Source organism: Rhizobium sp. Root482 (assembly GCF_001426565.1).
Classification (GTDB): domain Bacteria; phylum Pseudomonadota; class Alphaproteobacteria; order Rhizobiales; family Rhizobiaceae; genus Pararhizobium.
On record NZ_LMFA01000023.1, the window covers coordinates 62,921 to 75,781 of the forward strand.

Genomic DNA, 12,861 nt, shown 5'->3' on the forward strand with positions numbered 1-12,861 from the left:
TGGATCAGATCTTTTCCGGGAAGAGGAAAGCGAAGGCGATGCGCCGGCGCCAGGCTTGGGTGAGCGGCTCCTCGATCACGCCCAGCCGCTCATAGGCGTGGAGTAAGCAGTCGGGCGCGGTCAGGATCCCCACATGCTTGGCGATGGCGCGGGGCTTCATTCGGAAGAGGACCAGCGCACCGGGACCGGCATATGAGGGTTCGATCTCGATCATCATGCGCCGTGCACCCTCGGCCAGAACTTCGAGTGGGCCAGTTTCACCCCAGTCGCGGCTGTAGGGCGGGATCGTGAACGGCTCGGACCCCACCACCTCGCGCCAGACGCCGCGAGCGAGCCCGAGGCAGTCGCAACCCACGCCCTTGAGGGACGCCTGATCGTGGTATGGGGTGCCAAGCCAGGAGCGCGCGCTGGTGATGATGCGTTCGGGATCAGCGGGGATCACAACACCCCTCCGTCGTGGCCGCCGTCTCTTGTGGCGTAGCGCAGGATCGTGTCCTGGCCGGGGATGTGCGGAAAGCCCCGGAAGTTGGCGGTGTTGGCGAACTTCGTCCCGCAGGTCTCGATGCGCTTGTCGCAGCCGGCGCGGATGGTGAAACCGTCGCTCTCGGCGATCGCGCGCACCGGCGCTTCGAGCAGCGTCAGCACCGCGATTCCATCCGTGACGTCATGGCCCAACACCTCGGTGCGCCGACCCGCGTTTGCGCCGCTCGTCCAGTCCAACGTGCCGAAGGTGAACCAGCCGGAGGTAAAACCGGCGAGTCCCGAGGCGGTGAAGGCGCGGTCGCGCAGCAGATCGATGACGGCGCCGGTACCTTTGAAGGCGGGATCCTCGAGATCGACTTTACAGCGCGCGTCGCCGAGCTCCGCATCGCAGCTCGCCTGGAAGGTTCGCCCGACCGTCTGGCCGAGCACATGCGCGAGCGACCGAACTTCTGCGACGAAGGCCAGCCGCCCGCGCCGGATCTGGCCGATGGCGCCGCGCCGCATCAACACGCGCTGATCAGTGTCGGTCCAGTTCACCCGCCAGACCTCCACCTCCGCATTGTCCCAGCGGCCGTCGAGAATGTCCGTCTCGGTGATGCGGTCGGAGGTCAGCACGCCCTCAGCATCCTGCGCATCGACGGACAGGTCCGAGCCCGAGCGCACCTCTGAGGCCGTCAGCCCGCTTTCGGGCTCGAAGTCGGTGCTGTCGAAGGTCAGCGTCCGGTCGTGGTCGGTGAAGCCGAAGGTGACACCGTCGGCACGGGTAATCCGCCAGCACCAGGCGAGCGTGGTCGTGCCCTCATCAAGATGTGCCTGGAAGTTTGGGTCGAGCGACTTCATCGCCGGATCTCCAGAAGCGGAATGGACGTGATCGAGCCGAGCCGCTCGAGGTCGAGCGTCACGTCGAGCGCGTCGGTGTCGAAGCGAACGGGTACGTCGAAATCGAAGCCCGCAGTGATGGCGACACCAGTGCCCGGCGCGGCGCTGAAGCTGACGACGCCGGTCGTGGTATCGACCGACCAGCCAGAAAGCTGCTCGACCCCGCCGAGCGCGATGCGCACGGTGTCTGCCATCGGCTTGGCGATGGCGCGCGTCCACGATTGCGCGCCGGAGGCGTAGCGCTTCACCAGCTGGAAAGCCGTCGTCGCGCCATCGCCTGTCCCGATCTGCTGATCGCTTGCGGCCGGCGCCTGCGCCGGCAGGCACGACTTGTGATCGCCCCAGTCCTTGAAGCGGAAGCCGTGGAGTCGCCCGTTGCGCGCCTCGAAAAAGGCGACGACCGCCGCCAGGTCGTCGACGCGGCGGATGCCATAGGCAACATCGTAGCGTCGGCGCGAATCAGCCCAGCTGGCGTTGCGCTCCTCGTCGCCCGAGGCAAGTTCGACAATTTGGGTGCGCCGCTCAGGACCGCCGCGAGCGCCGCGGCTGATGTCATCGGGAAACCGAATCTCGTGAAACGCCATCAGAGACCCCTCCGTCCAAGCGACACGGCGCGGGCAATGTCGGCAGCCACCTGAGTACGTGACTGGCGGAAACTCTCGGCGTCGCGGGCCATGATGGTGACGTTGACCCCGCCGCCTGCGCCGTAGCTCTTTGCCTCGCGCCGCGAGAGCACCCGCTCGCCCCGCTGCAGGATCGCGGGCACCTCATCATGGCGAAGACCAACGGTTCCCCCGGAGTGCATCCTGGGCGCTGCGGCGAAGGCGAGCGCCGGCACCATCCGTGCTGGTCCGCCAGCTCCGACGACGCCGCCCGCGTGCAGCACATTTGCGAACAGGCCACCGGCCTGGCCGAGAATGCCACCAAGCGCATTCGCAATGGGGCCGAGGATGAACCGCCGTGCCGCGAGCTTGGCGAGATCGGCAATGAGCGACGTGACGAGGTCGGTGAAATTGAGCTTGCCCGTTTTCACGAACTCGCCGACGGCGTTCTCCGCCGACTGGAAGGCGCTAACGAGGCTCTGTCCGATATCACCACCGATCTCGCGCGCCTTGCTGGCGTAGTCCGACAGCGCCGCCGTGACCGCCTGCCACCCTGTGACGGCGGCCTCGGTGTCGGGCTTCGCGGCGGCGGCCGCCGTTCCGGCGGCAGCACCTGCTTCTGTGGCTGCGCGCCCGGCATCGCCGAGGGCGCTTTCGAAGCGTTCGGCCGCATCCGTGGCATCGGTCAGCGCAGAACCGTCGGGTTCACTGGCGCGCGATAGTGCCTGACGCAGCGCTTCGATCGAGCTGAGGGGCGCTACTGCGGCGTTTGCTGCTGCCCTCGCAGAAGCCGCGAGCCGGTCAGCCTCTGCACTTGCCTCCGCAGCCGCGCCAGCCGTTTCGTAGAAAGCAGACCCGGCACCGACCGCCGCTCCATAGACGCCAAGCATGGTGGCCTCCATGCCGGGAATGCCGTCGAGGCCGCGCGCCACGGCGTGGAGGAAATCCGCCCAGGTCTTCTGGATATTTTGGAGCGCTGAAAGCCACCCAGCACGAATGGAAGCCCACACGGATTGGAGGGAGAGCGAAAGCGACTGACCACCCAGCTTGATTCGATCCCAGACCTCCGAAGCGACGTCGCCTAACAGGGACATCGCATTGCCGAAACCACCGGCGCCTTGGGCAAGTTGGGTGAACTGGTAGATCAGTTCGCCTGCGCCAACGATGAGCGCACCAATGCCAGTTCGGATAAGCGCCCCACGTAGAACAACGAGAGCGGTTGCGACGCCCCGCACCGACAGCGCAGCTGCTGTCAGTCCCGCAACCCACCGGCCGCCGAGGAATGCGGCGAACGTCGCGGCATAGGTGGTCAGGCGACCGATGTTGTCAAAGAGACCACGGATTGCGATGCCGAGCGGACCGGTGCGGCTGGCGACCGCCGCCATGGCATTGGCGACGGCTTCCAGCGCTGGAGCCGCGGCGACCGCCAGCTGGTTTGAAAGCCCGCGCCAGATCAGCCCGAGCCGTGAAATCGCGTCGTTCGTCCGCTCGATCTGGTCGGCATCCTGCTCCGAGACCACGACCCCGAATGCGACCACGTCCTCGGTCGCCTGGCGCAGCGTTGCGGTGTCGATCCGGCTCATGGCGATGGAGCCTTCCTCGCCGAAGAGCTGACCAGCCACGGCGGCACGCTCGGCAGCGGGGACGAACTGCTCGATGGCGGCGTTGATCGCGCCGACGCGTTGGTCGAGCGGCAGGCCGATCAGTTCATTGGCCGAAAGCCCCAGCCGGTCCAGTGCGTCGGCAGCGGGGCCGGTTCCAGTGGCCGCCTGGCTGAGACGGCGCGTCAGGTCCTTGGTCGCCTGCTCAATGCCGGACATCGACACGCCCGCCAGCTCGCCCGCGCGCTCCAGCGTCTGGATCGAAGCGACGGTGGTACCGAGTGACTGCGCGAGCTTCGCCTGCGCATCGACCGTCTGGAGGCCGGACCGGATCATTGCCACGCCAGCGGCGGCAGCGGCGGCCACAGCGGCGGCAGCCGCTACAGCCACACGGCGGGAAAACGCCGCGAGCCGGGCGTTCGCCGCTTCCATCTCCCGGCTGAGCCGTCCGAAGCCGCGCGACCCGGCCTCGCCGACACCTTCCAGCTCGGCCCGCACCTGCCGCCCGCCGACTGCGGCGAGCCGGACGGAGACACGCTTCTCTGTCATGATTGATGTTCATCCCGTCTACTTCAGCCTGTGCTAAGATCAGGCCATGACGCTTGAGGAGTTCTTCGAAGATCGGGACGAGGCGCGAGAACTGTTCGATGCGGTCATCGCCAATATGGCTGATCTCGGCAGCTTCGAGACGCGCGTCAGCAAGAGCCAGATCGCCTATCGGCGACGGCGCGATTTCGCCTGGATTTGGTGCCCGGACCGGTATCTGCGGGGACCGACGGTGGCGCCCCTTGCCCTCAGTCTCTCGCTGCCCGTGCGTGATGCCTCACCGCGCTGGAAGGAGGTCGTCGAGCCGTCGCCGGGGCGTTTCATGCATCATCTTGAGTTGCGCAACAGGTCAGACCTTGATGACGAAGTCCGCCGTTGGCTGCGACAGGCGTATGCCTTTGCTCAGTAGCCTCGCCCAGGCCGATCACCATCCATCTGTTCGTTGAGCTTCGCGACCATCACCGCCTCGATGACCGGCAGCAGTTCGGCAATGGCGAGTGGCGGCACGCCGAGCGCGTTGCCGAGCGCCAGCGCGGCCGACATGTCCCAGCCGATGACTGCACACGGCAGGACGCGCAGCTGGCCGCCGAGACGCCCGACGAGGTCCCAGACCTGCCAGCCCTCCGGCGTTTCCGGCCGGTTCAGCCGCGCCGGGCAGTCCGGGCAGGCTTGCGCACAGGCTTCGCAGTAGCGCTCGCCCCCACCGAAGGACCATTCGGCGAGAGCGCGGAGACGTTTTTTTCCTGTTCCAGCAGCAAACCCTTCGAGACGTAGGTCAGCTCGAAGGCCTCGAAGATCGGCCAGATGTCGAGCAGCGCGTCGATGCCCTCGGGGCTGGGGTCAATCAGGTTGCTGTCGGCATCGCCAATACCCTCCCAGGCGAGCACCGCCCGCCTCGCCAGCGCTTTGGCGAAGGCGACGGCACGCTCTTCGTCGGAGGCTTCTTCCGAAACCGCCTCAATCACGGGATCGCTGCGCGTCGCCACCATCAGCGCAGTGGTCAGCGGGCGCAACTGCACCCGCACGCCGGGCGCCAGATCATGCCAGCGCGGCGCGTTCGTCAGGTCGAGAGTCAGCATCAATAGGTCTCCACATCGTTCACGAGGGTGGCGGTGCACATCCTGCCGACGGTGCTGTTCCGCGCGGCCTGCCAGTCGAAAGTGGCCTGCACGCCCTGCGGCCCGGAGATCTCGATGCGCGGACGCGGCAGGTAGACGGCGTGCACGGTAAAGGTGAAGCTCTCACCAGAGGGCAGCGCATAGGCGAATTCCAACTCGCAGGCCTCGCCGTCGATCGCCTGTGTCACCAGCGTTTGATCGGTGAAGCGCACCTCGATGGAGCCGGTCAGTGCCGCGATGGACGGGTCCGCCCCATCGATGCGGCCATCCGCCCGAATCGTCTCGATCCGGTCGAGGTTGTTCGCGTAGGTGATGTCGGCCGAGACGACGTTGCCAAGGGCGGAGCCGTTCCTGGTGATCGCACCGTTGAAATGCCCGAAGCGTTTCAGCTCAAGGGCGGCAGGCGTTCCGGCACTAGTGGTCGCCCCGACTGTCTCGCCCTGCGCCACCAGCCGAGCCGTGGCGGTGAGCAGCCCCGAGCGCTGCATCTGCCAGGTGATCTGGTCGAGAACGCAGCCGGAATACATCGCATAGCGCGGCACCTCGGGCATGCCGGTCTCGATCGACATCGAGGGCAGCGTCCAGGACCCCGACTGGAACTCGTGGGTGTACGGGGCCTCCGCGCCCGTGGTCGTGGGCGTGCCGAAGGCGGCCTTCAGCCAGAATCCGAAGGCCTCGGCGTCGAGCGGCACCACGACATCACCGTCGGCCGTGACCGCGTCCTTGATCGGCGCCAGCGGATCGCGGCCGTAGCCCAGCAGCTCCGAATTCAGCAGCGGCTGCTCCGCGCCCAGCGAGGTGCTGGCGAAGGGCATCTTGGTGAAACCGCCAACGGGCGGCGTTCCGTAGGTCGTCTCGAACGCAAGCGCCATCTGCGCCCGGGCCCCTTGGGCTCGTGCCATGGTGTTCTCCTAGGGTTGTCGGGATCAGCCGAGCGGATCGGCCGTGGTGTAGTGCAGGACGACCGGAATGACGGTGGCCTTCATGCTGGCCGCCCCTTCGACGGGCAGATCGACCGGGCGCGGGGCTTCGGCCTCGATCCAGTCGCAGAGGCCACCTAGCGTCCGGTCGGCGGCGAGCACTGCGCCAACGCTTGCGGTAAGCGTGTCGAAGGCGGTGTCACGGTCGGCACCTTGCACGACCGCCTCGATCTCAGCGCGGTGCTGGTAGTGATAGCGGAGGGGCGACAACGTCACCTCTGGTTCGCCGGGCTCACCGTCGCGCAGGATCAGCAGCCCCTCGGTCGGGACACGCTCGGGCAGCACCTCGCCGCGCAGGGCGGTGGCGGGCAGTGCCGAGAGCCGCGCGTGCAGCGCGGCGAGGATGGTTTCGCGAAGGGTGGACATCCGTATCAATCGTTCACAGGTGTCTGCACCGTGTTGACAGCATCGCTTCGCCACCCTATCTTCACATGTGTCTGCACCATGTGAGGGGAAGCAATGGCTACCGAAAACACGACACGCGTTTCGTTTCGTCTAAAGACCGATATCTTTGACCTGGTTCAGAAGCTCTCGGCCGATGCCGGTCTGGATCCGTCAGCTTTCATGCAGCGAGCTCTGGAGCGTGCTGTGTACGAGCATCTTCCGCCCGAAAGGCAAAGGGAGCTCGACAATATGGAAACGCTTTACAACGCCGCGCAAAGCAAAGCGCGCGAGATATTCGATGCCGGGCGCTTCGATGAACACTTCACGCTGACGGTTTTCCGCGAGCTGATGTCCGACTCGAATTCACGTCAGCTCTACGAGCAGGTGATTGAGGCTGATGCCTATACGGACGGCGCGCCAAAAAAGACTCCACTCAATATGTATCTTGGCTGGTACATCAAGAACGCCATCAATGCCCAGCCGTCGTTGGACGACGCGGGGAAGCCACGCCGCGCGTTCGTCAAGGGCGAGCCAATCAAAAGCTACACATTGCTTCAAAGTGCGGCGGCTCGTGCGCCTGCTTTGGCAACCGCGCAGGACGTTTGAGCAATGAGCGATCATGAAAAGGTCCTTGCCTCCATCGCAGCTTCCACCGACGCCGATAAGCTGCGACGCTTTCGGGAGAACGCCCAGAGGATGGGCGTCACCGCTGTCGCAGATGCGGCATTCAGACGACTGGTAGAGATCCTCCCCGAACAGGCACCTGGTAGCATTGAACATGATTTCTGGATGACGATTCACGCCTTCGAGGAGGTTCTTCGGGACGAGCGGGGAAAAACGGTTCGCCTGTCTAGGACTCGGCAGAAGATTGGCCGAGTGGGTGTCAAGCAGACGTTGACAGATTTCGCTATGAGCAAAGCTCCGACCGATGGCTTCAACATGTTGATTGAACGAGGTCTCCCCGAACTGACCGGTGAAGCCCTCGTCCTAAAACACAGCGAATCCTTTGATTTAGAAGTTCAAGCAGCAGCTAAGCAGCGCTTGGAAGATGCGGGCGTAGACATCACCAAGCTCCGATCGAGCTGGTAGTCTTTTCCGATCCGTTTAGAGCCGCCCCTCCACCCAGTTCGCCACGATCAGCCCCGGCACACTGTCGAACGCCCGGTCCGCATCCCGTGCGAGGTCCAGCCGCTTCGGCAGCTTGACCTGCGGCACGAGCAGGAAGATCGGCGCGGTGACCTTGCCGCGCCCGGTCTTCGAGCGCGACACCACCGCTTGACCCTTGTTGTTCAGCCGTCCCTCCGCCACTAGCAAGCTCGGACCTGTGCGGCGATAGACGAAGCGCAGGCGCAGACCGCGCCGCCGTTCCCATTCGCCGGGCGTAATCCTGCCGCCGCGCAGGGACTTGCCTGCGGCGGGAAGCGGGATCGCCAGCCAGAACCCGTTCTTTGAGCGGATTAGCGGGCCGGTGTCGTGCGCGCCGACGATGACCGGGGCCTTGGACCAGACCAGTGCCGCGGCGTCGAGGCTTTCGCCCGACCTCGGGAAGTTCTGACTGCGGATCGAGTTGGCCAGCCGTATGCCGAGCCCCGCGCCGGTGATCTGCAACCGCCAGGCCGACTTCAGCCCTATTCCGGCCTCGCGCATTGCAGCGGTCACGGCGCGTTCGCCCGCCGTCACCTCGGCGGCCATCATCGCGACAATGTCGGGATCGATTTCGAGCTTCAGTTTCACGCAGGCCTCAGATCCACGGTCCAGACCAGCCGCTCGCGGTCGCGGGCGGGCTCGCCCTGAATGAGGAAGGCATCCCCGTCCATCTCGATGCGGTCGCCGGGACGCGGGTTCGCCACCTCGGCCACGCGCAGGTCGATACGGGTCGTTTCCGACCAGAGCCGCGCATCGCCGAGATCGCTGATCGCATCCGCGCGCCGGGCGACGACGCGCACCAGCACGGGCGCGCCGCCGTCGGCGATGTAGACCGCGTCGCTGCCGACGTTCGGATCGGCGAAGAGTGCGCCGACGGCGGCGGCGAAGGCGCTCATCAGAACGCGGCGTTCAGGCGCACCCGACCGATGGTGTCGCCTGCGCCGCTCGCCACCGCCTCAATTGCCACGCCGATCAGCGTGTTGTCGGTGGCGACTGTGGTGCAGCGCTTGTTGGTGTCGTCCCAATAGACCTTGGCGCCGACGGTCCATGCTTGAGAGCCGACCTTGGTAATGTCGAAGACGCCGACGAGCGCGGTCTCGACGGGCTCGCCGATGGCCGCGGCGCCAGCCGCGTTGCCGAAGATCGAGCCGACGAGCAGGCCATCGCCTGAGGCGACGGCATAGGGCGCGGCGAGCGTGATGGTGTTGCCGGGCTGGACGTAGGTTTTCATGATGGGGATCCTCGTGGAAAGACGACGGGCGGCCCGTCAGGACCGCCCGCATGTCAGGGTTCAGCATGGGATGCGGGTTACGCGCCCGGGTTCTTGTAGAGGCCGCGCCAGTCGATCGCCTTGGCGCCGAAGTCGAGGCGGCATTTGATCTCGACGCCGTCGACGTCGAAGCCGTTGCGCGTCTCGATGTAGGCGCCCTGTTGACCCTCGAGATAGGCGTACTCGATGGTGTCGATCTGGTTCGGGCTTGCCGCCAGATACCAGGCCGTCTCGCTGGCGGCGTCGAGCCGGGGCTCGCTGATCGGCGCCAGCGTGCGGATCGACTGCGGCACCACGCTCGACGTCGCGGCGGGCACCAGGTTCTGCGCCACCAGCTGCTCGGCCTTCAGTTCCAGCGAGGCGGGCACAATCAGGAAGGCGGGGCGAACGTTCAGCACCGTCTTCTTGTCGAGCCCCGTCTGCTTGGCCATGGCGGCGCGCGCCGCGCCAACCGCCTCGACCGCCAACGCCGCGCCAGCGCCCGCGAGGTTCTTGTGGGTTGTGTGGAAGAGCGCGTTGCCGTCGGCCATCGCCGGGTTGGCGGTGATGATGCCCCAGACAACGTCAGACTCCAGCTGGGCGATGGAGTTGCCGTACATCGCGGGGATCCGGGTGAAGGCGTCGAGATCGTCGTTGATCAGCACCTGCCGAGTGATGGCGACCACCCGGCCATAGGTTTTGACCTTGTAGCTCTCCTTCGACTCGCCGAGCGTGCCGCGCTTGAACTCGCCGCTTTCACCGACCTCCAGAAGCTGCGGGGCTTCGCCGAGCTGGACGCGGTGCATGGCCTTGAAGTCGGTGGCGAGCACCTGGCGACAGAACAGCATGAAGGTGCGGGGATAGGCCTCGTAGGCCTGCCGCAGGGTCTTGTTGGTGACCGCCGACAGGATCTCGGGGAAGTCCGAGGTCGAGTGCAGGGCGCGCGTCGCCACCTCGTCGCGCGACAGGCCCCGGGTGTTGACCCCGGCATTGCCGAGGCTTTCGCGGGCCAGTTCCAGCAGCGTCATGCCGCGATACTGCCGAGCGGCGGCGTCCAGCTGGAAGAGCGTCGGGCTGTAGCGGTGCAGGAGCGCGTTCGCCACGGCATCGCGGCGGGTGATGCGCTCGTCGCGGCCGCCGAGCGGGAGGGAAACATGGCCGAAGGTCCGGGTCTCGTCGGACTTGGCTGCGACCTGTTCGAGGATCAGGCGGCGGGACTCGTCGACGCTGACGCCGCGCTTGACCAGATCCTCGGCGAAGCCGCGCTCAAGGTTCAGCCGGCTCGCCAGATCGTAGATGGTCGAGACACGGTCGCGCTCTGCCTCGCGGGCGCGGGTCGCGACCACTTCGGTGTCAGACGTGCTCGTCTGGGCAGTCTGGGGTTGGCTGCGGGTTTCGCTGGCCGCGACCTTCGGGTCGGGCGCAGCCGCTTTCGGCTCGGTCATAGTGGCGTCCTCGGTTTCGACCGGGTCGGTCGGCTGGATGGTGGCGGGGGTTGCGGCGTCGCTCGCCGGGGTTTCGGTTTTGTCCGTCATCGGGCGTCCTTTCGGGCTGGAAGGGGCGTCCCGGCGGTGAAGGACGCAGTCGTGAAGGGGATGCTGGGCGCGGAAACCGGCAGCTGGGTCGGCCCCGACCGCGACGGCGGAGACCTCGAACGGCGTCCAGTCCACCGCGCGCCAGAGTTCGCGGGCAGCCTCGGGTTTCGAGACCTCGAAGCGGTGGACCTGGTAGCCGATCGAGACCGCGCGGATGTGCCCGGCCTGGATGTCGCGCCAGATCGGCTCGACATCGGCGCGCTCGGAGATACGCACCAGCGCGATACCCCGGCCATTCTCGATGCGGGCGGAACCCGGCACGACCGAGCCGATGACCGCATCAAGCGTGTCGAGCTCGTGCACCTTCAGGAACGGCGCGCCTGCGTTCAGCCGCTCGAGCCGCACATGGGCCGGATCGAGGCTGAGTTCCTCGTCATAGGGCTCGCCGAAGAAGGTGGCGCGGCGGACGCGGGCTCCGGCCGACCAGACCACCTCGACGGTGCGGCTGTCGGCATCAGCCGTGTTCGGCGCAAGTTCCGCCGACCGGCGCATGGCCGGCAGTTCGATCATCGTATCCATGAAGGTCAGTCCTGTTGGTCGGTCTGCGCAGGGTCGGTTTCATCCGCTTCGGCGGAGGGATCGTGGGCGGCGGGATCGGTCGCCGGATCGCTGGTCTGGGCGCTGCCGGTCTTGGTGACGCGGCGCGGGTCGCTGTCGAGCACCAGCCCGAGTGTGTCGAGCTTGGCGTTTGTGGCAGCGATCTCGGCGAGCACCGCGTCGGGGTTGCGGCCTTGCCGGGCGATCACCTCGGCCAGCGTCATGGTGCCGGAGCGGATCGACAGCAGGTTCGCCATCGCGTCCTTCTGCGGATCGACCGCTTCGAACTTCGGCGGCGACCATTCCACCGGCACGGTCGGCGACGGGATCTGGCCCGCCGCCCATGCGGCTTCCGTGAACCAGCGCCAGACGGGCACGCAGAACATCGGAATGAACAACTGCCACTGCACGGCGTCGATCTGGCGGCGGAACTCGACGAGCCCTGCGCGGATCGAGGAATAGTTCACCTGACTCAGGTCCCCGGTCAGCAGCTCGTAGGGCACCCGGAACCCGGCCGAGATCGTGTGCAGGCTCGCGCGCTTGTATTCGCCATAGCCGCCGGTCGCCGAGGGCTGGTTGAAGCGGATGTCCTTGCCGCCGCGGGCATAGGCGATCAGCCCCGGCTCGAACTGCTCGACCCGGTTGCCGTCAGCGTCGACCACGGAGGGCGCGATACCCTGTTGCGCCTCATCATCGCCAAAGACGATGGCAGTGACGCAGGCCTCGGTCTTCTTGCGGACCAGTTCGGCCACCTCATAGTCGTCGAGATCGCGCAAGGACCGGATCACCGGCGCGCCCCAGGGTACGCCGCGCGCCTGCGTGCGCTGCTTCTCGTAGACATGGGCGATCTCGGTCGCGGGGACCGGGCGGCTCTGCAACCCGTTCTGCAGTGACCCGTAGGCGTCGCCCGGATGCTCGGCATGGAGCCAGTAGGCGCGACGCTTGCCGACCGGATCGAACTCGATTCCCTGCACGAGGCGACCCGCGCCGAGTGTGCCGGATTTGGTGGCGTCGAGGAAGTCGGCCTCGAGCACCTGCAATTGCAGCGGCACCGGAAGGCCATCACTTGCCCGCCGCAGACGGCGGCGCACCAGCACCTCGCCCGCCTCGACCATCTCGCGGCAGATCAGCGTCTGAAGGCCGTAGAAGTCGAGCTGGCCATCAGCATCGCAGTCCGCGGTCCAGCGTTCGAAGAGCGCGTCGACCCTCCGGTCCAGCTTGTCGTCTCCGCTCGCCGCGCGCGGCATGATGCCCGCACCGATGATGTTGTTCACCAGCACCGCCACGGCTTTGGCCGCATGCGGGTTGTTGCGCACGAGGTCACGCATCCGGTCGCGCAACAGCGCACCGGCAACTCCGATCTCGGTGTCGGCCGAGGATCTCGGCGCGCGCCAGCCCTCCGTCCGCCGACCGCGCGCAGCGCCGTCATAGCCCCGCGTCAGGGTCTCGAAAGCCTGACGCGCCATCACGCGGCGGGCCGCCATGCGCGGGGCCACCGTGGCAATGGCGTGATCGAACCAGTTCGCCGACATCACCGGTCCCCGCGCGAGAAGCCAGCTAGGCCGGCGATCGGCAACGGCCGGCTGACGCCCGCGATGGCGCGTTCGATGGTCCGGATGCGGGCCAGCAGATCCTCGGCCGAGCCATAGTCCACCGACTTGCCGTCATAGCTGACGCGGGTCGTGCCGCTGGCATAGGCCCGGCGCAGCGCCGAGAGCTCGGTTTCCGTCCAGTCCGTCAT

The 12,861-nt window shown here is 66.7% G+C and carries 17 protein-coding genes; 3 read left to right on the plus strand and 14 right to left on the minus strand.

Annotated elements, in window-relative coordinates; genetic code table 11:
- Positions 1-4: 4 nt before the first annotated feature.
- Genes ASD31_RS18835 through ASD31_RS18850 form a run of 4 tightly spaced genes read right to left on the minus strand, consistent with a single transcriptional unit; the run spans position 5 to position 4,114 of the window.
- Positions 5-442 carry an NlpC/P60 family protein gene (locus ASD31_RS18835; protein ID WP_156392725.1) on the minus strand — a complete coding sequence of 146 codons (438 nt, stop codon included), beginning with the start codon at positions 440-442 and terminating at the stop codon, positions 5-7.
- A complete protein-coding gene (locus ASD31_RS18840; RefSeq protein WP_056337444.1) occupies positions 439-1,323 on the minus strand; it encodes a DUF2163 domain-containing protein in 885 nt (294 codons plus the stop codon). The genes ASD31_RS18835 and ASD31_RS18840 overlap by 4 nt, the downstream gene beginning before the upstream one ends.
- Positions 1,320-1,946 (minus strand): DUF2460 domain-containing protein, encoded by a 627-nt coding sequence (locus ASD31_RS18845; protein WP_056337447.1) that lies wholly within the window; start codon positions 1,944-1,946, stop codon positions 1,320-1,322. The genes ASD31_RS18840 and ASD31_RS18845 overlap by 4 nt, the downstream gene beginning before the upstream one ends.
- Positions 1,946-4,114 carry a phage tail tape measure C-terminal domain-containing protein gene (locus tag ASD31_RS18850; protein ID WP_056337450.1) on the minus strand — a complete coding sequence of 723 codons (2,169 nt, stop codon included), beginning with the start codon at positions 4,112-4,114 and terminating at the stop codon, positions 1,946-1,948. Before ASD31_RS18850 ends, ASD31_RS18845 begins: the two co-directional genes overlap by 1 nt.
- Before the next feature lie 46 nt (positions 4,115-4,160).
- Here ASD31_RS18850 and ASD31_RS18855 point away from each other — a divergent pair, with 46 nt between their 5' ends.
- The gene (locus tag ASD31_RS18855) at positions 4,161-4,520 is read left to right on the plus strand and encodes a DUF5655 domain-containing protein (RefSeq protein WP_200952221.1); all 360 of its coding nucleotides are present in this window, start codon (positions 4,161-4,163) and stop codon (positions 4,518-4,520) included.
- On the opposite strand, the gene ASD31_RS26520 is transcribed toward ASD31_RS18855, so the two are convergent.
- The 4 genes from ASD31_RS26520 to ASD31_RS18870 form a co-directional block, all read right to left on the minus strand.
- Positions 4,514-4,654: a hypothetical protein gene (locus tag ASD31_RS26520; protein ID WP_210168918.1), complete on the minus strand. Its 141-nt coding sequence runs from the start codon at positions 4,652-4,654 to the stop codon at positions 4,514-4,516. The genes ASD31_RS18855 and ASD31_RS26520 overlap by 7 nt on opposite strands.
- A gap of 98 nt (positions 4,655-4,752) precedes the next feature.
- Entirely contained in the window at positions 4,753-5,190 is a 438-nt protein-coding gene (locus ASD31_RS18860) for a hypothetical protein (RefSeq protein ID WP_056337453.1), read from the minus strand.
- Positions 5,190-6,131, minus strand: coding sequence for a phage tail tube protein (locus ASD31_RS18865; RefSeq protein WP_056337455.1), 942 nt, complete (start codon positions 6,129-6,131; stop codon positions 5,190-5,192). Before ASD31_RS18865 ends, ASD31_RS18860 begins: the two co-directional genes overlap by 1 nt.
- A gap of 24 nt (positions 6,132-6,155) precedes the next feature.
- Positions 6,156-6,575 (minus strand): hypothetical protein, encoded by a 420-nt coding sequence (locus ASD31_RS18870; protein ID WP_056337458.1) that lies wholly within the window; start codon positions 6,573-6,575, stop codon positions 6,156-6,158.
- Between the two features lie 93 nt (positions 6,576-6,668).
- Here ASD31_RS18870 and ASD31_RS18875 point away from each other — a divergent pair, with 93 nt between their 5' ends.
- Both ASD31_RS18875 and ASD31_RS18880 read left to right on the plus strand, forming a co-directional pair.
- Positions 6,669-7,199 (plus strand): hypothetical protein, encoded by a 531-nt coding sequence (locus ASD31_RS18875; protein ID WP_056337461.1) that lies wholly within the window; start codon positions 6,669-6,671, stop codon positions 7,197-7,199.
- A gap of 3 nt (positions 7,200-7,202) precedes the next feature.
- Positions 7,203-7,682 carry a hypothetical protein gene (locus ASD31_RS18880; protein ID WP_056337463.1) on the plus strand — a complete coding sequence of 160 codons (480 nt, stop codon included), beginning with the start codon at positions 7,203-7,205 and terminating at the stop codon, positions 7,680-7,682.
- A 15-nt stretch (positions 7,683-7,697) separates the two neighbouring features.
- On the opposite strand, the gene ASD31_RS18885 is transcribed toward ASD31_RS18880, so the two are convergent.
- The 6 genes from ASD31_RS18885 to ASD31_RS18910 form a co-directional block, all read right to left on the minus strand.
- A complete protein-coding gene (locus ASD31_RS18885) occupies positions 7,698-8,327 on the minus strand; it encodes a DUF6441 family protein (RefSeq protein ID WP_056337465.1) in 630 nt (209 codons plus the stop codon).
- Positions 8,324-8,635: a hypothetical protein gene (locus ASD31_RS18890; RefSeq protein ID WP_056337468.1), complete on the minus strand. Its 312-nt coding sequence runs from the start codon at positions 8,633-8,635 to the stop codon at positions 8,324-8,326. Before ASD31_RS18890 ends, ASD31_RS18885 begins: the two co-directional genes overlap by 4 nt.
- The gene (locus ASD31_RS18895) at positions 8,635-8,970 is read right to left on the minus strand and encodes a DUF2190 family protein (protein ID WP_056337472.1); all 336 of its coding nucleotides are present in this window, start codon (positions 8,968-8,970) and stop codon (positions 8,635-8,637) included. Before ASD31_RS18895 ends, ASD31_RS18890 begins: the two co-directional genes overlap by 1 nt.
- 77 nt (positions 8,971-9,047) lie before the next feature.
- Positions 9,048-11,102, minus strand: a complete 2,055-nt coding sequence (locus tag ASD31_RS18900) for a prohead protease/major capsid protein fusion protein (RefSeq protein WP_056337475.1) — start codon at positions 11,100-11,102, stop codon at positions 9,048-9,050.
- 5 nt (positions 11,103-11,107) lie between these two features.
- Complete coding sequence (locus ASD31_RS18905; protein ID WP_056337477.1) at positions 11,108-12,652, minus strand: phage portal protein; 1,545 nt, start codon at positions 12,650-12,652, stop codon at positions 11,108-11,110.
- The gene (locus tag ASD31_RS18910) at positions 12,652-12,861 is read right to left on the minus strand and encodes a phage head-tail joining protein (protein ID WP_056337480.1); all 210 of its coding nucleotides are present in this window, start codon (positions 12,859-12,861) and stop codon (positions 12,652-12,654) included. The genes ASD31_RS18905 and ASD31_RS18910 overlap by 1 nt, the downstream gene beginning before the upstream one ends.

Coding starts and splice junctions, on each gene's coding strand:
- ASD31_RS18860 (WP_056337453.1), bottom strand. CDS start 5,190: ATGCTGACTCTCGACCTGACGAACGCGCCGCGCTGGCATGATCTGGCG.
- ASD31_RS18900 (WP_056337475.1), bottom strand. CDS start 11,102: ATGGATACGATGATCGAACTGCCGGCCATGCGCCGGTCGGCGGAACTT.
- ASD31_RS26520 (WP_210168918.1), bottom strand. CDS start 4,654: ATGTCGGCCGCGCTGGCGCTCGGCAACGCGCTCGGCGTGCCGCCACTC.
- ASD31_RS18890 (WP_056337468.1), bottom strand. CDS start 8,635: ATGAGCGCCTTCGCCGCCGCCGTCGGCGCACTCTTCGCCGATCCGAAC.
- ASD31_RS18855 (WP_200952221.1), top strand. CDS start 4,161: ATGACGCTTGAGGAGTTCTTCGAAGATCGGGACGAGGCGCGAGAACTG.
- ASD31_RS18840 (WP_056337444.1), bottom strand. CDS start 1,323: ATGAAGTCGCTCGACCCAAACTTCCAGGCACATCTTGATGAGGGCACG.
- ASD31_RS18870 (WP_056337458.1), bottom strand. CDS start 6,575: ATGTCCACCCTTCGCGAAACCATCCTCGCCGCGCTGCACGCGCGGCTC.
- ASD31_RS18895 (WP_056337472.1), bottom strand. CDS start 8,970: ATGAAAACCTACGTCCAGCCCGGCAACACCATCACGCTCGCCGCGCCC.
- ASD31_RS18865 (WP_056337455.1), bottom strand. CDS start 6,131: ATGGCACGAGCCCAAGGGGCCCGGGCGCAGATGGCGCTTGCGTTCGAG.
- ASD31_RS18910 (WP_056337480.1), bottom strand. CDS start 12,861: ATGACGGACTGGACGGAAACCGAGCTCTCGGCGCTGCGCCGGGCCTAT.
- ASD31_RS18850 (WP_056337450.1), bottom strand. CDS start 4,114: ATGACAGAGAAGCGTGTCTCCGTCCGGCTCGCCGCAGTCGGCGGGCGG.
- ASD31_RS18880 (WP_056337463.1), top strand. CDS start 7,203: ATGAGCGATCATGAAAAGGTCCTTGCCTCCATCGCAGCTTCCACCGAC.
- ASD31_RS18845 (WP_056337447.1), bottom strand. CDS start 1,946: ATGGCGTTTCACGAGATTCGGTTTCCCGATGACATCAGCCGCGGCGCT.
- ASD31_RS18905 (WP_056337477.1), bottom strand. CDS start 12,652: ATGTCGGCGAACTGGTTCGATCACGCCATTGCCACGGTGGCCCCGCGC.
- ASD31_RS18875 (WP_056337461.1), top strand. CDS start 6,669: ATGGCTACCGAAAACACGACACGCGTTTCGTTTCGTCTAAAGACCGAT.